Source organism: Mycobacterium sp. (genome assembly GCF_035623875.1).
GTDB lineage: Bacteria > Actinomycetota > Actinomycetes > Mycobacteriales > Mycobacteriaceae > Mycobacterium.
Genome location: NZ_DASPSP010000122.1, coordinates 33,889 through 49,547 on the forward strand (window position 1 = coordinate 33,889; position 15,659 = coordinate 49,547).

Annotated in this window: 19 protein-coding genes; 4 read left to right on the forward strand and 15 right to left on the reverse strand. The window is 68.4% G+C overall.

The window, feature by feature from the left end; genetic code table 11:
- The first annotated feature begins 2 nt into the window (after positions 1-2).
- Together VEI45_RS10060 and VEI45_RS10065 are read left to right on the forward strand one after the other, a co-directional pair.
- Positions 3-1,355: a hypothetical protein gene (locus tag VEI45_RS10060; protein ID WP_324852665.1), complete on the forward strand. Its 1,353-nt coding sequence runs from the start codon at positions 3-5 to the stop codon at positions 1,353-1,355.
- Positions 1,356-1,360: 5 nt separating this feature from the next.
- Positions 1,361-2,653 (forward strand): APC family permease, encoded by a 1,293-nt coding sequence (locus tag VEI45_RS10065; RefSeq protein WP_324852702.1) that lies wholly within the window; start codon positions 1,361-1,363, stop codon positions 2,651-2,653.
- On the opposite strand, the gene VEI45_RS10070 is transcribed toward VEI45_RS10065, so the two are convergent.
- The 5 genes from VEI45_RS10070 to VEI45_RS10090 all read right to left on the reverse strand — a co-directional run bounded on the left by VEI45_RS10070 (position 2,631) and on the right by VEI45_RS10090 (position 6,480).
- A complete protein-coding gene (locus tag VEI45_RS10070) occupies positions 2,631-3,299 on the reverse strand; it encodes a TIGR04282 family arsenosugar biosynthesis glycosyltransferase (RefSeq protein ID WP_324852667.1) in 669 nt (222 codons plus the stop codon). The two genes, VEI45_RS10065 and VEI45_RS10070, sit on opposite strands and share 23 nt — an antisense overlap.
- 108 nt (positions 3,300-3,407) lie before the next feature.
- Positions 3,408-4,064, reverse strand: a complete 657-nt coding sequence (locus tag VEI45_RS10075) for a glycosyltransferase family 2 protein (RefSeq protein ID WP_324852669.1) — start codon at positions 4,062-4,064, stop codon at positions 3,408-3,410.
- 7 nt (positions 4,065-4,071) lie between these two features.
- Entirely contained in the window at positions 4,072-4,611 is a 540-nt protein-coding gene (gene msrB / locus VEI45_RS10080; RefSeq protein ID WP_324852671.1) for a peptide-methionine (R)-S-oxide reductase MsrB, read from the reverse strand.
- Between the two features lie 52 nt (positions 4,612-4,663).
- A complete protein-coding gene (locus VEI45_RS10085) occupies positions 4,664-5,707 on the reverse strand; it encodes an NAD-dependent epimerase/dehydratase family protein (RefSeq protein WP_324852673.1) in 1,044 nt (347 codons plus the stop codon).
- Positions 5,704-6,480, reverse strand: coding sequence for an S-methyl-5'-thioadenosine phosphorylase (locus VEI45_RS10090; protein ID WP_324852674.1), 777 nt, complete (start codon positions 6,478-6,480; stop codon positions 5,704-5,706). The genes VEI45_RS10085 and VEI45_RS10090 overlap by 4 nt, the downstream gene beginning before the upstream one ends.
- Positions 6,481-6,627: 147 nt before the next feature.
- Between VEI45_RS10090 and VEI45_RS10095 the strand changes: the two genes are divergently transcribed.
- Entirely contained in the window at positions 6,628-7,500 is an 873-nt protein-coding gene (locus VEI45_RS10095; protein WP_324852677.1) for a 1,4-dihydroxy-2-naphthoate polyprenyltransferase, read from the forward strand.
- Between the two features lie 102 nt (positions 7,501-7,602).
- On the opposite strand, the gene VEI45_RS10100 is transcribed toward VEI45_RS10095, so the two are convergent.
- From VEI45_RS10100 to VEI45_RS10110, 3 genes are all read right to left on the reverse strand, one after another.
- The gene (locus VEI45_RS10100) at positions 7,603-8,172 is read right to left on the reverse strand and encodes a Clp protease N-terminal domain-containing protein (protein ID WP_324852679.1); all 570 of its coding nucleotides are present in this window, start codon (positions 8,170-8,172) and stop codon (positions 7,603-7,605) included.
- A 3-nt stretch (positions 8,173-8,175) separates the two neighbouring features.
- Positions 8,176-8,394: a helix-turn-helix domain-containing protein gene (locus tag VEI45_RS10105; protein WP_324852704.1), complete on the reverse strand. Its 219-nt coding sequence runs from the start codon at positions 8,392-8,394 to the stop codon at positions 8,176-8,178.
- A gap of 90 nt (positions 8,395-8,484) precedes the next feature.
- The gene (locus tag VEI45_RS10110; protein ID WP_324852680.1) at positions 8,485-8,814 is read right to left on the reverse strand and encodes a DUF4229 domain-containing protein; all 330 of its coding nucleotides are present in this window, start codon (positions 8,812-8,814) and stop codon (positions 8,485-8,487) included.
- Positions 8,815-8,861: 47 nt separating this feature from the next.
- On the opposite strand from VEI45_RS10110, the gene VEI45_RS10115 reads away from it, so the two are divergent.
- Complete coding sequence (locus VEI45_RS10115) at positions 8,862-9,023, forward strand: hypothetical protein (protein WP_324852682.1); 162 nt, start codon at positions 8,862-8,864, stop codon at positions 9,021-9,023.
- Here VEI45_RS10115 and VEI45_RS10120 read toward each other — a convergent pair whose 3' ends face one another.
- The 7 genes from VEI45_RS10120 to VEI45_RS10150 form a co-directional block, all read right to left on the reverse strand.
- Positions 9,024-10,319 carry a MinD/ParA family protein gene (locus VEI45_RS10120; RefSeq protein ID WP_324852684.1) on the reverse strand — a complete coding sequence of 432 codons (1,296 nt, stop codon included), beginning with the start codon at positions 10,317-10,319 and terminating at the stop codon, positions 9,024-9,026.
- 97 nt (positions 10,320-10,416) lie between these two features.
- Positions 10,417-11,391, reverse strand: coding sequence for a c-type cytochrome biogenesis protein CcsB (gene ccsB, locus VEI45_RS10125; protein ID WP_324852686.1), 975 nt, complete (start codon positions 11,389-11,391; stop codon positions 10,417-10,419).
- 76 nt (positions 11,392-11,467) lie between these two features.
- Positions 11,468-13,033, reverse strand: coding sequence for a cytochrome c biogenesis protein ResB (locus VEI45_RS10130; RefSeq protein WP_324852706.1), 1,566 nt, complete (start codon positions 13,031-13,033; stop codon positions 11,468-11,470).
- 47 nt (positions 13,034-13,080) lie between these two features.
- Positions 13,081-13,860 carry a cytochrome c biogenesis CcdA family protein gene (locus VEI45_RS10135; protein WP_324852688.1) on the reverse strand — a complete coding sequence of 260 codons (780 nt, stop codon included), beginning with the start codon at positions 13,858-13,860 and terminating at the stop codon, positions 13,081-13,083.
- Positions 13,857-14,480 (reverse strand): TlpA disulfide reductase family protein, encoded by a 624-nt coding sequence (locus VEI45_RS10140; RefSeq protein ID WP_324852690.1) that lies wholly within the window; start codon positions 14,478-14,480, stop codon positions 13,857-13,859. The genes VEI45_RS10135 and VEI45_RS10140 overlap by 4 nt, the downstream gene beginning before the upstream one ends.
- Before the next feature lie 2 nt (positions 14,481-14,482).
- A complete protein-coding gene (locus VEI45_RS10145; RefSeq protein ID WP_324852692.1) occupies positions 14,483-15,091 on the reverse strand; it encodes a histidine phosphatase family protein in 609 nt (202 codons plus the stop codon).
- Positions 15,091-15,659: aminotransferase class III-fold pyridoxal phosphate-dependent enzyme (locus tag VEI45_RS10150; protein ID WP_324852694.1), on the reverse strand; the 569-nt coding region annotated here is incomplete at its 5' end. The genes VEI45_RS10150 and VEI45_RS10145, both read right to left, overlap by 1 nt.

Below are 15,659 nucleotides of genomic sequence, written 5' to 3' on the forward strand. Positions count from 1 at the left end.
TCGTGAGGATCGCTCGCCGGGACGCAATCGCGGCTGCGATCGGGCTGGTCCTCGTTGCCGCCGCGTTCGTCTTGCCCCGCTTGCACTGGGGCATCAGATCGCGTCTGCACGCCGCGCCGGACCGTTTCGGCTGGCATGCCGGCGCTGCCCCGATCTTCGGCTGGTTCAACGCCCACGTCGGCTGGGGCACCGGACCGGCGATTCTGCTCGGGCTGGCCGCAGTGGTGTGGGGACCCGCTGTGGCGCAGCGGCTTTCGTGGCGGATGCTGCCGCTGGCCGCCTGGGCCACGTCATGCACGTGGGCGTTCTCACTGGCGATGATCGACGGCTGGCAACGCGGCTTCGCCGGCCGGTTGACCGACAAGGACGAGTACCTGCCGCAGGTTCCGGGCATCATCGACATCCCAGAGGCGCTGCGCACGTTCTCCAGCCGGATCCTGGACTTTCAGCCGAACTCGTGGATCACCCACGTCTCCGGTCACCCGCCGGGGGCGCTGCTGACGTTCGTGTGGCTGGACCGCATCGGCCTCGGTGGCGGTGCGTGGGCCGGGTTGCTGTGTGTGCTGGTCGGGTCGAGCACCGCCGCCGCAATCGTGATCACGCTGCGGACTGTGGCCGACGAGCCGACCGCGCGCCGAGCCGCGCCGTTCGTCGCGGTGGCACCCACCGCGATCTGGATCGCGGTCTCCGCCGACGGATACTTTGCCGGAGTCGCCGCCTGGGGTATCGCACTGCTGACAGTGGCGGTGCACGGCGCGGTTCGGTTCGCTGCGGTGATCGCGGCCGCAGCGGGATTGCTGCTCGGCTGGGCGGTGTTCCTCAGCTACGGCCTGACGTTGCTGGCGTTTCCGGCGTTGGCGGTGCTGGTGTGCGCGACCGACTGGCGCTCGTCGCTGCGCGCGCTCGGCCCGGCACTGCTCACCGCAGCCGCGGTGGCGGCGGCGTTCGCGGCTACCGGCTTCTGCTGGTTCGACGGTTATGCCCTTGTGCAGCAACGCTATTGGCAGGGAATTGCGCATGATCGGCCATTCCAGTACTGGAGCTGGGCCAACCTGGCCGCGGCAGTGTGCGCGATCGGGTTGGGCAGCGTTGCGGGGCTCGGCCGGGTCTTCGACCCGGCCGCGATTCGTCGGCGGTCGGGCCTGCACCTGCTGCTCCTGGCGATGCTGGTTGCCGTGATCTGGGCGGACGTGACCACGCTGAGCAAGGCCGAGACCGAACGGATCTGGCTGCCGTTCACGGTCTGGCTGACGGCCGCGCCCGCCCTGCTGCCGCCGTGGTCTCAGCGGCTGTGGCTGGCTGTCAACGTCGTCGGGGCGCTGTTGTTGAACAGCCTGATCTTCACCCACTGGTAGTGGACGTGGACGGCCAAGAGAATCAGTCGGGGCAGCCGGAACTGTCCCGCCGACTCAGCACCGGCGACGCGGTGGTGATCGGACTGGGATCGATGATGGGCGCCGGGGTGTTCGCCGCGTTCGGCCCCGCCGCGCGCGCCGCCGGGGCCGGGTTGTTGATCGGGTTGGCCATTGCCGCGGCGATCGCGTACTGCAACGCCGCGGCCTCGGCGCAGCTGGCGGCGGTTTATCCGACCTCCGGCGGCACCTACATCTACGGGCGCGAACGGCTCGGCCCGTGGTGGGGCTTCGTCGCGGGATGGGGGTTTGTTGTCGGCAAGACAGCGTCGTGTGCGGCGATGGCGCTGACGATCGGCACTTATGCGCTGCCAGGCCCATGGTGGGCGCAGCGCCTTATCGCCGTCGGCGCGGTGATCGGGCTGACCGCACTGAACTACCGCGGCATCAGAAAGACCGCGAGATTGGCCCGAATCCTGGTGGCCTGCACGCTTGTTGCCCTCGCCGTTGTGGTCATTGCCATCGCGATCGCCGGCGTACAGCCGTCGAATCTCAGCAGCGCGGGCGCCTGGTCATCGGCCACGGTCTACGGTGTTTTGCAATCGGCCGGGCTGCTGTTCTTCGCGTTCGCGGGCTATGCGCGGATCGCGACGATGGGCGAAGAGGTCCGCGACCCGGCCCGGGCCATACCGCGAGCGATCATTGTGGCGTTCGGGATAACGGTGGCGGTGTATCTGATCGTCGGAGTCGCGGCGCTGCTGGCAGCGGGACCCGACCGGCTGGCACGGTCTGCGGCCCCGCTGGCCGAGGCGCTGCGCGCGGCAGGGGCCGCGCCGTTGCTGCCGGCAGTGGCGGTGGGTGCGACGCTGGCGAGCCTGGGTGCGCTGCTGGCGCTGATCGCCGGGATCGGGCGCACGACGCTGGCGATGGCCCGTCACCGGGACCTGCCCGGCTGGCTGGCCGCCGTACATCCGCGCTACCAGGTGCCACATCACGCCGAGATCGCCGTTGCTGCGGTCGTGTGCGTCCTGGCGGGCACCGTGGACCTGCGCGGCGTGATCGGCTTCTCGTCGTTCGGGGTGCTGATCTACTACGCGATCGCCAACGCGGCGGCCTACACCCAGCCGGCCACGCAGCGGCGTTGGCCGCGTGTGCTGAACGTGTGCGGGGTCGTCGGCTGCCTGCTGCTGGTCGCCACCTTGCCGTGGCAGTCGGTCGTCGTCGGGCTTGGGGTGTTCGCGATCGGCCTGACCGGACGCGCGATCACCCAACGATCGCTCACAGACCCGCGGCGCGGGTGACGTGGGCGAACCGGCTGCCCGGCCGACACGCCTCACGCACCGGGGCCACATCGTCCGCGATGTCGAAATCAGCCAACTCGTCGAGAAGAGCGACATCAACACCGTTGCCGCGCAGGGTTTTCAGCGTCAGAGCTCCAGTGTCCGGCTGCGACATCGGGACGTCGCGCAGACAATCGGCGAGCGCGGGGGTGTGCACGCCGAGCGCCCACCACCCTCCGTCGTTGGCCAACCCGAGGACAGCCGAAGATTCAACCAGGCGGCGCCCACAGTCGCCCAGCAGTGCGGCGGTCACCTGCGGGGTGTCCATCCCGATTTGTAGCACCGGATGCCCGTCGACGGACGCGGCGTCGGCATGCGCGTTGGCCAACCGTTCGCCGAAGTCGTTGCCGCGCTGGCCGATCACGGAAAACGACGCCAGCCGGCGTCGTATCTCGGCGGCGTCGGCGGCGGCGTCGAGTTCGCCGGTGAGGGCCACGACCCGCGCGGCGACCGGGGTGGCCGCTACCGCATCGAGAGTGTCGAGCAACGCGGCGGCGGCCACCCCGGCGGCGACCTGGTCGCCGACCGTCGCGGCCAGCCGGGTCTTAGCTCGGCCGGGCACCGGGGCTTTGGCCACCACCAACAGCGTCACCGGCACGACGCTCATGCGCGCCGCTCTCCCCCGCAAGCGGGAGGTACCCCCACCTCGTCGCTTCGCTCCGCATTGTCGCCGTCGCGGCTCATGCGCGCCACTCCGCATTGTCGCCGTCGCGGCTCACGAGATCACCTTCCAGAAGTCCAGAATCGCGGTCATGCTGCCCCGCAACGAACCGCTCACCTTGGACTTACCCCCCACGCGGGGCCCGTATGCCACGTCGTGCTCGACCACCCGCCAGCCGGCCGCGGCCGCCCGCACCAGCAGCTCCAGCGGATATCCCGACCGGCGGTCGCTGACACCCAGGCTCAGCAAGGCGTCCCGCCGGAAGACTCGCATCGGCGCGATGTCGTGCACCGGGAGGCCGTGCCGGGTGCGCAGCCGCCAGCTCATCATCACTGTGCCCAGCCGCGCTACCCAGGGCCAGCGCAGCTCCCGTACCGGGCGGCGCCTGCCGATCGCCAGGTCGGCGCCGCGATCCAGCTCGGCGACCAGCGATGGCAGATCGGCGGGGTCCAGGGACCCGTCCGCGTCGATCACCGCGACGATCGGTGTCGTCGCCGCAACGACGCCTGCGTGTACGGCCGAGCCGTAGCCGGGCCGGGGTTCGGCGACCACCCTGGCGCCGTGTCTTCGGGCCACGTCGGCGGTGTCGTCGGTGCTGTTGTTGTCCACCACCAACGCCTGGTAACCCGCGGGCATGGCCGCCAGCACAAACGGCAGCGACTCGGCCTCGTTCAAACACGGCAGCACCACCGTCACCAGACCGTCGGCCATGCCGACCTCAAACTGATTGAGGCCGGAAGTTCATTGCGACGCCGTTCATGCAGTAACGCAGGCCGGTCGGTGCTGGGCCGTCATCGAAGACATGGCCGAGGTGCCCGCCGCAGCGACGGCACAGGACCTCGGTGCGCGTCATGCCCAGCGTGGTGTCTTCACGCGTGATCACGGCGTTGGCCAGCGACTGGTAGAAGCTCGGCCAGCCCGTGCCGCTGTCGAACTTGGTGGCAGACGAGAACAGATCCTGTGCACAACCCGCGCAACTGAACACACCAGGGCGGTGCTCGTCATTGAGCGGGCTGCTGAACGGCTGCTCCGTGCCGGCCTTGCGCAGGACCTGATACTGCTGCGGGTTCAGGAGCTGCCGCCACTCGGCATCGGTGTGGGTGACTGCGAAGGTGTCGTTCGATGTGTCCGGTGAGCTATGGACTACCGGGCTGTGTAGTGAACTGCGCCAGGCGAGCAGGCCAACGCTGAGCAACGAGCTGCCGAGTAGCACCTGGCGGCGTGTCACGGCGGGCCGCGGCGGGGCTGGTTCAGACATCTTTGAATCGTACAGGCGGCGCACCCGCCGTAATAGCTTTCTGTGCCGCTGTTTAGCCGCGCAGCGGGGCGAACGCGAAGTCACGCAATCCTTCCCGCGGCTTGACCGCCGCCCGGAAACCCAGCAGGTCGGCGGCGCGGGTCGGATCAGCGACGATGTGGCGCACGTCGCCGCTGCGGTATTGGCCGGTGACAACCGGCGACACAGGGCCCACAGCGGAACCTCGCGCTTGGCACAGCTGCGTCGCCACCTCCATGATGGAAATCGGCTGCCCAGAGCAGACATTCGCAGCGGTGAACCCGCCGCGGTCAGCGGCCACCGCTACCACGTTGGCCGCCGCGACGTCATCGACGTGAACGAAGTCCCGCATCTGCGCGCCATCCTCGAAAACCTCTGGTGGTTCGCCCTTTTCGAGCGCTGAGCGAAAAATCGCGGCGACCCCGGAATACGGCGTGTCGCGCGGCATGTCGGGGCCGTAGACGTTGTGGTAGCGCAACGCCACCACCGATCCGCCCGTCGACTCCGACCACGCCAGCGCGTAATGCTCCTGTGCCGTCTTGCTGGCCGCATACAGGCTGCGCGGCCGCAGCGGCGCGTCCTCGTCGACCAGCTGCCAGGCCAGCTCCTCCCCGCCGACCGGGCAGCGGTGCTCGAAAATACCCGCATCGAGGTCGGCCCGCCGCCGCGGCAGCGGATCGACCGGCCCGTGCTCGTCGCAGCGGTACCGGCCCTGCCCATAGACCACCATCGACGACGCCAGCACCAGACGCGCTACCCCAGCGTGAAACATCTGCGCCAGCAGCACCGTCGTGCCGAAATCGTTGTGGCTGCCGTAGTCCGGCGCGTCGGCGGCATCCACGCCGGCGCCGACCACCGCGGCCTGGTGGCACACCAGGCCGACACCGTCCAGCAGCGGGGCCAGCGCGTCGGCGTCGCGGATGTCAACGCGCCGACAATCGCGCGGCAGCGCGGCGTCGTCGCCGTGTGCGGCGGGCAGCATGGCATCGACGGCGACCACGTCGTGACCCGCGGCTCGCAGCGCCGCGTCGACTCGCGAGCCGATGAAACCGGCCGCACCGGTCAGCAGCACTCTCACGGCTGGTCGAACGGCAGCTGGATACCGGTGTGCGACAGGCACTCGGTGCAGGAGCGTTCGGCGGCGACGCGGCCGATCGCCTCGCGCACAAGTTTCTTGAACGGCTCGATATTCTTCTCGAATTCGCCGATCACGTCGACGACCTTCACCCCGGCTCCGGCGTCGATGCCGGCGTCCAAATCTGTCACTAAAGCGATTGTCGCATAGCATATTTCGAGCTCACGGGCCAGCACCGCTTCCGGGTAGGCGGTCATGTTGATCAAGGTGAAGCCGGCGGCGGCGAACCACTGGCTTTCTGCGCGGGTGGAAAACCGCGGACCCTCGATGACCACCATGGTGCCGCCGTCGACCACGTCGGCCAGCCCGGTGACCGCGGACCGCAACGTCGGGCAATACGGATCGGCGAAGGACACGTGCGCGGCCCCGGAGTCGAAGTAGGTATCGGCGCGGCGACGGGTGCGGTCCACCAGCTGGTCGGGCACCACGATCGTGCCCGGCTCGAATTCAGGCGTCAGGCTGCCGACCGCACACGGGGCGAAGACTTGGCGCACCCCCAACGCGCGCAGCGCCCACATGTTGGCCCGGTACGGCACCTTGTGCGCCGGATACTGGTGGTTGGCGCCGTGGCGGGGCAGAAACGCGACCTCGTGCTGGCCGACGGCACCGACCGTGACCGGGGCGCTGGGTTCGCCGAACGGGGTGTCCAGGTTGATGGTGCGTGCGTCTGGGTCGAAGAACGTGTAGAAGCCGCTGCCGCCGATCACTCCGATCATGTACGCCGCGCCTCCTCATCGCTTCGTCCCCCCGCAAGCGGGTGGGGGTACCCTCAGCCGCACAGCGGCGAGGGGGCGTGCCCGCACTGCACCGTCAGCCGGCGGGCATGGGCTCATTGTCGTGCACGGGCATGGAACGATTGACGGGTGGCCAGTTTTGCGCAATGGATCGCGGGCGCGCGACCGCGGACACTTCCCAACGCCATCGCACCGGTGATCGCAGGCACCGGCGCCGCTGCCTGGCTGCACGGCGCCAACTGGTGGAAGGCCCTGCTCGCACTGGCCGTCGCGGTGGCGTTGATCATCGGGGTCAACTTCGCCAACGACTACTCCGACGGCATTCGCGGCACCGATGACGACCGCGCCGGCCCGATGCGCCTAGTGGGCTCGCGGCTGGCGACACCGCGGTCGGTGCTGACGGTGGCCGTGGTCAGCATGGGCGTCGCGGCCGTGGCCGGGATGGTGCTGGCATTGACAAGCGCGCCGTGGCTGATCGGAGTCGGTGCGTTCTGCATCGCCGGCGCTTGGTTGTACACCGGCGGCTCAAAACCTTACGGCTACGCGGGTTTTGGTGAACTCGCGGTCTTCGTGTTCTTCGGGCTGATCGCGGTGCTCGGCACCCAGTACACCCAGGCGTTGCGGGTGGACTGGGTGGGTCTGGTGTTGGCCGTGACGACAGGGGCGGTGTCGTCGGCGGTGTTGGTGGCCAACAACCTGCGGGATATCCCCACCGACGCACAGTCCGGCAAGCTCACGTTGGCGGTGCGCTTGGGCGACACCGGGACTCGCAAGCTCTATCTGTCACTGCTAGCGCTCGCCTGCGTGTTGACCCTGACGCTGACGGTGGCCAGCCCGTGGTGCGCGCTGGGGCTGCTGGCCACGCCGTTGGCGCTGCGGGCGGCGGCGCCGGTGCGATCGGGCCGGGCGGGTGCCGAGCTGATTCCGGTGCTGCGCGACACCGGCCTGGCGATGCTGGTGTGGTCGACCGCGGTGGCAGCCGCGTTGACGCTGGCGACCTGAGATGCTTTCGACTGTGCGCTAGGGACTTCGAGTGCGCACACAGGGCGGGAGCCGTCGGCGTGTCGTCGTCGTGGATGCACACTCGACGAGAAGCCGCGTGCACTACGCGGCTTTGTCCATCAGTTTGACGACCACCGCACGCAACTGTGCGGTGTAGACGTGCTCGGTGATCAAGTCGATGGCCGCTTTGTCGCCGCTTCGCAGGATGCCCAGTAAAAGATGCTCGCAGCGAATCTCGTTGTCCTTGTGCGCCAATGCTTCTCGTAGCGCAAGTTCTAATACCTTCTTGGCCCCGTGGCTGAACGAGATATGCCCCCGTAGCCGGCGACGGCGACCCGAGCGGGACAGGGCCTGGTCAAATGCGTCGGCGCCAAAGGTGCGGGCCACGCTGTCGCGGACCGCCCGCAGATCAATACCGATGGTGCTCAGCGCGTCGGCATCCTCGTCGAACGACTTGTCGCCGGGTGAAGTTTCGGCCAGCTGGGCCCGCACAACCTCGGTGGTCAGCCCGTAGCCGGTCAACACCGCCGAGAGCTCCTCGCCCGCGGCCTGCAGGATTCCGAGAAGCAGGTGCTGCGAACCGGTTTCGCGGTCGCACAGTTCGCGCGCCTCTTCCTGGGCCAGCATGACCGCGACCCGGGCATTGCGGGCGAACCGCTGAAACGGTCTCATCGGTCATCTCCTCCGGTTGTATTTCTGGTGCACCGCCTGCCGGCTCACGCCCAGCGCGTTGGCGATCGCCTGCCAACTCCAGCCCTGCTCGCGTGCGTTGGCGACGTGGATTGCCTCCAACCGCTCCTGCAGGCGCTGCAGTGCACGCACCGCGCGCAGCCCGACTGCGGGATCGGCGCTACCTGCGGCGTCCGCTGCGGGCCCCAGCGACAGATCGGACAATTCGCTCACGCTCGTCAAGATAACTTGACAACTTCAGGCGTGTCAAGGAAGGTTGACAGACTCTTTGCAAGCCTTGCCCCGGATGCGTTTTTAGTCAGATGTTTCGGAGCCGGCGTCGGGCGGTGTCTCGCCACGCAGCCTGGCCCGCAACTGCTCGCGGTCGCGGCGCCGGCGCTCGGTGGCCACCTCCAGGCCCTCGGTGGCCCGGCGGCGCAGCGGACCGAACAGCCAAATGCCCAGCGGCATCGCAATGACGAGAGCAAACAACAGGGCGACGGTCATCGGGAATTCGTGGACGCCGAGCAGTCGGCCCGCTCCGTAAATCACCGCGGTCAGCGCCGCCACCAAGACCAGCCGTGCCGCGACGTAAAGCAGGACGCTGACGGCGGCCCGACCGGCCGAGCTCTGAGCCTTTGGCACGATGCGAGCCTAAGACGCCGCGTATATTCACACCAAGGAGGTGTTGAGTGCTGTACCTGCTCCTCGTCCTCGTTCTGGGGACACTGATCTACGTCGGCTGGCGTGTTGCCCGTTCACAGGTCAACCGGCAGAAGACTCGCGTCATCGGGCCCGACGATGATCCGGAGTTCATGTGGCGGCTAACCCACGGCGACAACAACCCGCGCTAGCTAGATGAAGTGCTCGTTGGATCGGCGCTGATCGTTCGGAAAACCATCGGCGACAACGGCTGCCAGTTCGATGAGCGCTTCCCGGGTTTCCCGCTTCAGCCGGTCCAGGTTGATCTCCGCACCCTCCTCGAGATGGGGGTCGAACGGCACTAGGCGCACCGCGCGGCACCGCCGGGAGAAGTGATCGACCACCTTTCGCATGTCGACCTTGCCGGAACGCGGCCGCACCGCGTTGATGACCGCGATCGAGTTGCGGACCAGATCCTCGTGGCCGTGCGCGTCGAGCCAGTCCAGCGTCGCTGACGCGCTGCGCGCGCCGTCGATCGATCCCGAGCTGACCACGATCAGGGCGTCGGCCTTCTCCAGCACCGGCGTCATCGCCGAATGCAAAAGGCCGGTCCCGCAGTCGGTGAGCACCAGGCCGTAGAACCGCTCCAGGATTTCCAGCGTCTGCGCGTAGTCTTCCGCGCTGAACGCCTCGGACATGGCCGGGTCGCTTTCCGAGGCCAGCACTTCCAGCCGGCTCGGACCCTGCGAGGTGTAGCTGCGAACGTCGCTGTAGCGATCGATGCCCTCGGCGTCGCGAAGGAGGTGGCGCACGGTGGCCGGAGTCTCCAACGGCACCTTCTGACTCAGCGTGCCGCGATCGGGGTTGGCGTCCACGGCCACCACCCGGTCTCCGCGAATCGACGCGAAGGTCGCCCCCAGCGTGGCAGTGATGGTGGTTTTGCCGACGCCGCCCTTCAGCGACAGCATCGCGACGCGGTAGCAACCCCGCAGCGGTCTGTTGACCTGCACAACCAGGTCGTTGTACCGCAGGATCCGTGGACTCTCGCCCACGTTGATCAGCCGTCCCGACAAGACGTACAGCCACCGGCGCCAGCCCTCCGACGGCGGCGGCTTGACATGGCGCAGCAGGGTGCTGGTGGACAGCTCCGGATACGGCGACGGGTGCATGGTAGGCCGTTGCCCGGTGTTGATCGGCGCGCCCGGGGGTTGTCCCCGGTGATAGCCGCCGGAGTTTTGTGACGGCGAATCGACGACCTGGGGAAGTCCTTTGTGCGGAGTGGCCGCCCAGGCCCGCGGTTCGACGCGAGTCTCCGGGGGCGGCACGCCCCGCGTCACAGCCTCGCTGAAACGCCGCTCGGTGCGGAACCCGGCAAAGGCCCTGGTCGGCGGCTCGGTGACCGCTGGAGGTGGCGGTGGCGGCGGCTGCGGCCGCAGCTCGGTTGTCGGACGGTCTTCGCGACTATGCGATCCCCCCGCATTCGCACCATGCGTCGGATGGTCAGACACGTGCTCTTTCCCCTTGTAGCAACACTCGGGTCGCTTTTTGACGAACGGTCTTGTTACCGAACATATCGCAGTGCCGATCGGTATCCCCGATCTCGGCCTAGCCCACCCCAGCATAGGAGTGCAGGCCAACCGTCACCAGGTTGACGAAGAACAGGTTGAACACCATGGCCACGAAACCGACCACGTTGATCCAGGCCGCTTTCTTGTCCCGCCAGCCCGCCGTCGACCGGGCATGCAGGTAGGCGGCGTAAGCCACCCACGCGATAAACGCCATCGTTTCCTTGGGATCCCAACCCCAATACCGGCCCCAGGCCTGCTCGGCCCAGATTGCGCCGAAGATCACCCCGAACCCGAACACCGGGAAGGCGAAGATCGTGGTCCGGTAGGCGATCCGGTCCAGGGTCTGCGCGTCGGGCAACCGCTGCACCATCCGAGCAAACGCGCCGGGCGTCTCCGGCTCACCTAGCCCAGAGGTCCGCAACAGGAACAGGATGCTGGCCACGCCCGCGACGAGGAACACCCCCGAGCCCAGGCTGACCACCGACACGTGGATGGGCAGCCAGTACGACTGCAGCGCCGGCATCACCGGCGCGGCGTTGGTGTAGAGCCAGCGACCCGACACCGTCAGCAAAATCAGTACCGGCAGCAGCAGAAAAACCCACAGCGGACGGTACTGCGGTCGGCGTAACACGATCGCGCCGGCGACCAGGCCGCAAAAGCAGGTGAGGTTGATGAACTCGTACATGTTGCCCCACGGCACCCGCACGGTGGCTAGCCCGCGCAGCACGATACAGAGCAGCAACAAGCCGATCCCGGCGTAGACCAGGATCAGCCCGGCCCGTCCGACGCGTTCGTCAAACGGCCGCCGCGGGGCGTCCAGCACGACGCCCGGCGTCGCGCTGTCAGCGGCCACCGATCCGGCGCTCACCAACTCAGGTTCGGCGCGCCGGCTGCGGGCATAGGCGAGTTCGACGGCGAGCAGCAAGAAGGCGACCACCAGCATTACCACCGCCGAAGTGAACGCCCAGTCGGAATTGCGCGCCAGCTCCAGGTTGATGTGCGCTGTGTTCATTGGCGCCACTCTCCCCCGCAAGCGGGCGGTACCCCCACAATCCCGGCTGCGCCGGCATCATCGTTGTCGGTGCGGTTCATCGGCGGCTCCTCCCGGTCCCAACCGGCTCGCCGGGCGCCGCGGCCGGCGTTTCCAATCCGTCCTGCAACCGGTCGACGAGCCGCTCGAATTCGTCGCCCCAGCCCGAGTTGTCCGTCCGCGCCAGGCCGCCTAGCTCGACATTCACCGTACCGGCCGTGCCCGGTATCAGCCGGACCCATACCCGCCGTCGACGCACCAGCAGCGACACGACCAGCCCGGCCATCATCGTGATGGCGAACACCAATACCCAGATCTGCCCGGGATCGTGCGAAACCTGCAGGTTGACGAACGGGACGGCGCCGTCGAAACGCACCACGGTGCCTGCCGCCGGGCCCTGATCGAGCCGCACACTGTCGCCGACGCGCAGGTTAATCCGTTTGACCCGGGTGAGCCGGTGCTGGTCGATGAGACGCGGGTCCAAGGTGTACAGCGACTGCGGCCGGCCGCTGTCCAGGCCGGTGTCACCGGAGTAGATATCGACGGCGACTGCCGGGGCGTTCAGCGCGGGAAACCTTGAGGACAGCAGGGTGCCCTCGAGCTGCTCGGTCGGCGCGAGCAGGCCCTGGATGGCGATCTGGTGTTTGCGACGTTCGCCGGCGTCGGGATACGCGCCGGCCGGCGGGTCGATACGCGCGACACCTGACGACAGCAGCGTGCGAGGGTTGTCGGGTCGCCACTGCACCGTCGAGGTGCGGGTCTGCCCGTCGGGAAAGGTCACGGTGAACGTCGGCGCGTAGCCGTGGCCCTGCAAGTAGACCCGGTTGCCATCGACGCGCAGCGGGTGGTTGACCTCCAGCCGATAGCGCCGCCAACTGTCGTTGGTGAGGTCGCGCCCGGCCTGGTAGTCGATGTCGGCAGCGAACGACGTGGCCTGCCCGTTCGAAAGGTAGCGGGCGTCAAAGTCCTTGACGCGGAGGCAGATCGGGTACAGCGACGTGCCGTCGACGGTGTTGCCGGCCCGAAACGAGTCGAACGCGGCGGGCGATGCCGAGCAGAAACCGGGACCGCCGTCGGCGATCACGACGACATTGCCCTCGTAGCCGAACAGCTTGCCGGCGGCCACCGCCACCAGCAGGCCCACCAGCGAGAAATGGAACACCAGGTTGCCGAATTCGCGTAGGTAGCCCTTCTCGGCGGAGATTTCGATGTCGCCGTCAACAGTGCCGCTGCTGCGGATGACCTTGCGCCAACCCCGCAGCCGGTCCGCCATTGTCGCCGCCAGCTGGTCGGGTTCGCCCGCGATCGTGGCGGTGGCGTGCTTGGGCAGTCGGGCCAGGTTGCGCGGCGCCGGTACCGGTGTTGCCCGCATGCCGCGGGCATGCTCGATCATCCTCGGCGTCAGGCAGCCGACCAGCGACACGAACAGCAGCGTGTAGATGGCGGTGAACCAGAAGCTGCCGAACACGTTGAAGGCCTGCAGTCGATCCAGCCACGGCCCGATCAGCGGGTGGGCGGCCAGGTAGTCGGCGACCTTGCCGGCGTTGAGGCTGCGTTGAGGTAGCAGCGCGCCGGGCACCGCACCCAGGGCCAGCAGGAACAACAGCACCAGCGCGGTGCCCATCGAGGTCAGCGCGCGCCAAGTGTTGCGGGTCAGGGCCAAAAGCCGGGTCAAATCGGCAACCTCACGTCGGACACGAACGTGTCGCGCAGCCAGGATATGAAGTCGTTCCACACGCCGCTGACCAGCGCGACGCCGACCGCGATCAGCAGCAGGCCGCCGAAGACCTGCAGCGCCCGGGTGTGCCGGCGCAGCCAGTCGAGGCCCGCGACGGCGGACGCCGACCCGAACGCCAACAGCACGAACGGGATGCCCAAGCCCAGGCAGTAGGCGATCGTCAACACGATTCCGCGGGCCACACTGGCGCCGTGGGTGGCCGAAGCGACGGTGATCACCCCGGTCAGCGTCGGCCCCAGACACGGCGTCCAGCCCAGCGCGAACACCGCGCCCAGCAGCGGCGCCCCGGCCACCGTCGACAACTGCCGCGGCGCGAACCGAACCTGACGTTGCAGCGCCGGAACGTATCCCACGAACACCAGACCCATCAGGACCGTCAGCACGCCGCCCACCCGCTGCAGCACCAGCTGATCGGTGATCAACGTGGTGGTCATGCCCAGCACGGCGACGGTGCCGAGCAGGAACACCACGGTGAACCCGGCGACGAACAACGCCGCCGACCCGGCGACCCGCCACCGCGCGGCGGGCGGTGCTTGAACCGAACCGGGCTTCGGGTGCTCGTCGACACCGACCACGGCGGCCAGATACGACAGATAACCCGGGACCAGCGGCACCACGCATGGCGACGCGAACGACACCAGGCCGGCCAGCAGGCAGACGGCCAGCGCCAGCAATATCGGGCCAGCGGCAGCGATTTCGGTGAAGCCGGTCATTGCGCTCTCGGCGGTGCCTGCTGCTCGGCGGGTTCGGACGCGATTCGTGCCACCACCGGCTGCAGATCCTCGGCGAGCAGTTCGCGCAGGAAAACCGCCGCGACCCGGTGTTGGCGGTCAAGCACCAGCGTGGACGGGATGACGGTGGTGGGGTACTTGCCGCCGAACGCGATCATGGTCCGCATCGCCGGGTCGTAGATCGACGGGAACGTCACATTGCGGTCTTTGACGAAGTCCTGGGCCGCCTGGCGGTTGTTGTCGCGGACGTCGATACCCAGCAGTGTCACGCCGTCGACGCGGGTGGCGTTGTACACCTGCTGTAGCTGGGTGACTTCTGCTCGGCACGGCCCGCACCACTGACCCCAGACATTGATGACGACGACGTGGCCGGCAAAGTCGTTGAGCGACAACGTGCGTGACGGGTCCATCAAGTCAGGGCCGGCGACCGGTCCGGGCCGGCCGCGGTGGTCGGGCGGGTCGTAGTAGATGTCGGTTTTGCCGCCGGGAGCGACGAACTCGAAGGTGCCACCCTGAGCGACGGTCCCCCCATCCATGGCACCGCTGTCACAGCCGACCAGCAGGCCGGCCACCGCCGTCGCAACGAACGCCAGCCGCCGCATGGTCAGCCGCCCGCCGGCTCGCTGTACAGCACATCGACCAGTCGGTCGCCGTCGTACACCAGCGACGTGACCGACGCGACCGCGCACTGTCGGCGCCGCGGGTCGTGCCAGAGCCGCTTGCCGGTCAGCGACAGCCGCACCGTCCACACCGGCAGCTGGTGGCTGACGCACACCGCCTCGTGGCCGGCGGCGCGCGCACGGGCCTTTTCCACCGCGGTCGTCATCCGCGCCGCGACCTGCTTGTACGGCTCACCCCACGACGGGGTGAACGGGTTGCGCAGGTGCCACCAGAACCGCGGGTCCCGCCAAGCGCCGTCGCCCGGGCCTAATCGCTTGCCCTCGAAGAAGTTTGCCGACTCGATCAGGTCGGGGTCGGTGTCCACGGTCAGATCGTGGCGGGCGACAATGGGCGCGGCCGTCTCCTGCGCCCGCTGCAACGGCGACGCGATGACCGCGACGATGTCGCGGCCGGCCAGCGCGTCAGCCACCGCTTGGGCCTGCTGAATTCCCTTGTCGGAAAGCCGGTATCCGGGAAGCCTGCCATAGAGCACCCGCTCGGGGTTGAACACTTCGCCATGGCGTACCAGGTGGATTCGGGTCTGTTCGGCCATCAGGGTTTGCTCTCCTTGGCTGCAGCAGCCGCGGCCCGATGGGCCGCAATCGGCAAGGCGTCGGCGATCCGGGCGAAGGCGGCACCGTCGAGTGCCGCCGAAACGAACCACGCCTCGAAGGGGCTGCACGGCGGGTAGACACCGGCGTCCAGCAGGGCGTGGAAGAAAGATGGAAAGCGCCACGTCTGGCTGGCCCGCGCCGAGGCGAAATCGGTGACCGGCGCATCGCCGAAGAACACGCTGAGCATGTTGCCGGCCCGCGGAATCTGATGCGGCACACCGGCATCGGTCAACGCCTCGGACAGCAGGCGGGCCAGCCGATCAGCATTGGCATCCAGCGTGGCGTAGACGGCGTCGTCGGCGTTGCGCAGGGTAGCCAGCCCGGCGGCCATCGCCACCGGGTTGCCGGAGAGCGTGCCCGCCTGATACACCGGCCCCAGCGGCGCCAGCCGTTCCATCACCTCGGCGCGGCCGCCGAACGCCGCAGCGGGCAACCCGCCGCTCATCACCTTGCCGAAGGTGAACAGGTCGGCGTCGACCGGATCGATTCCGTACCAACCGCTTCGGC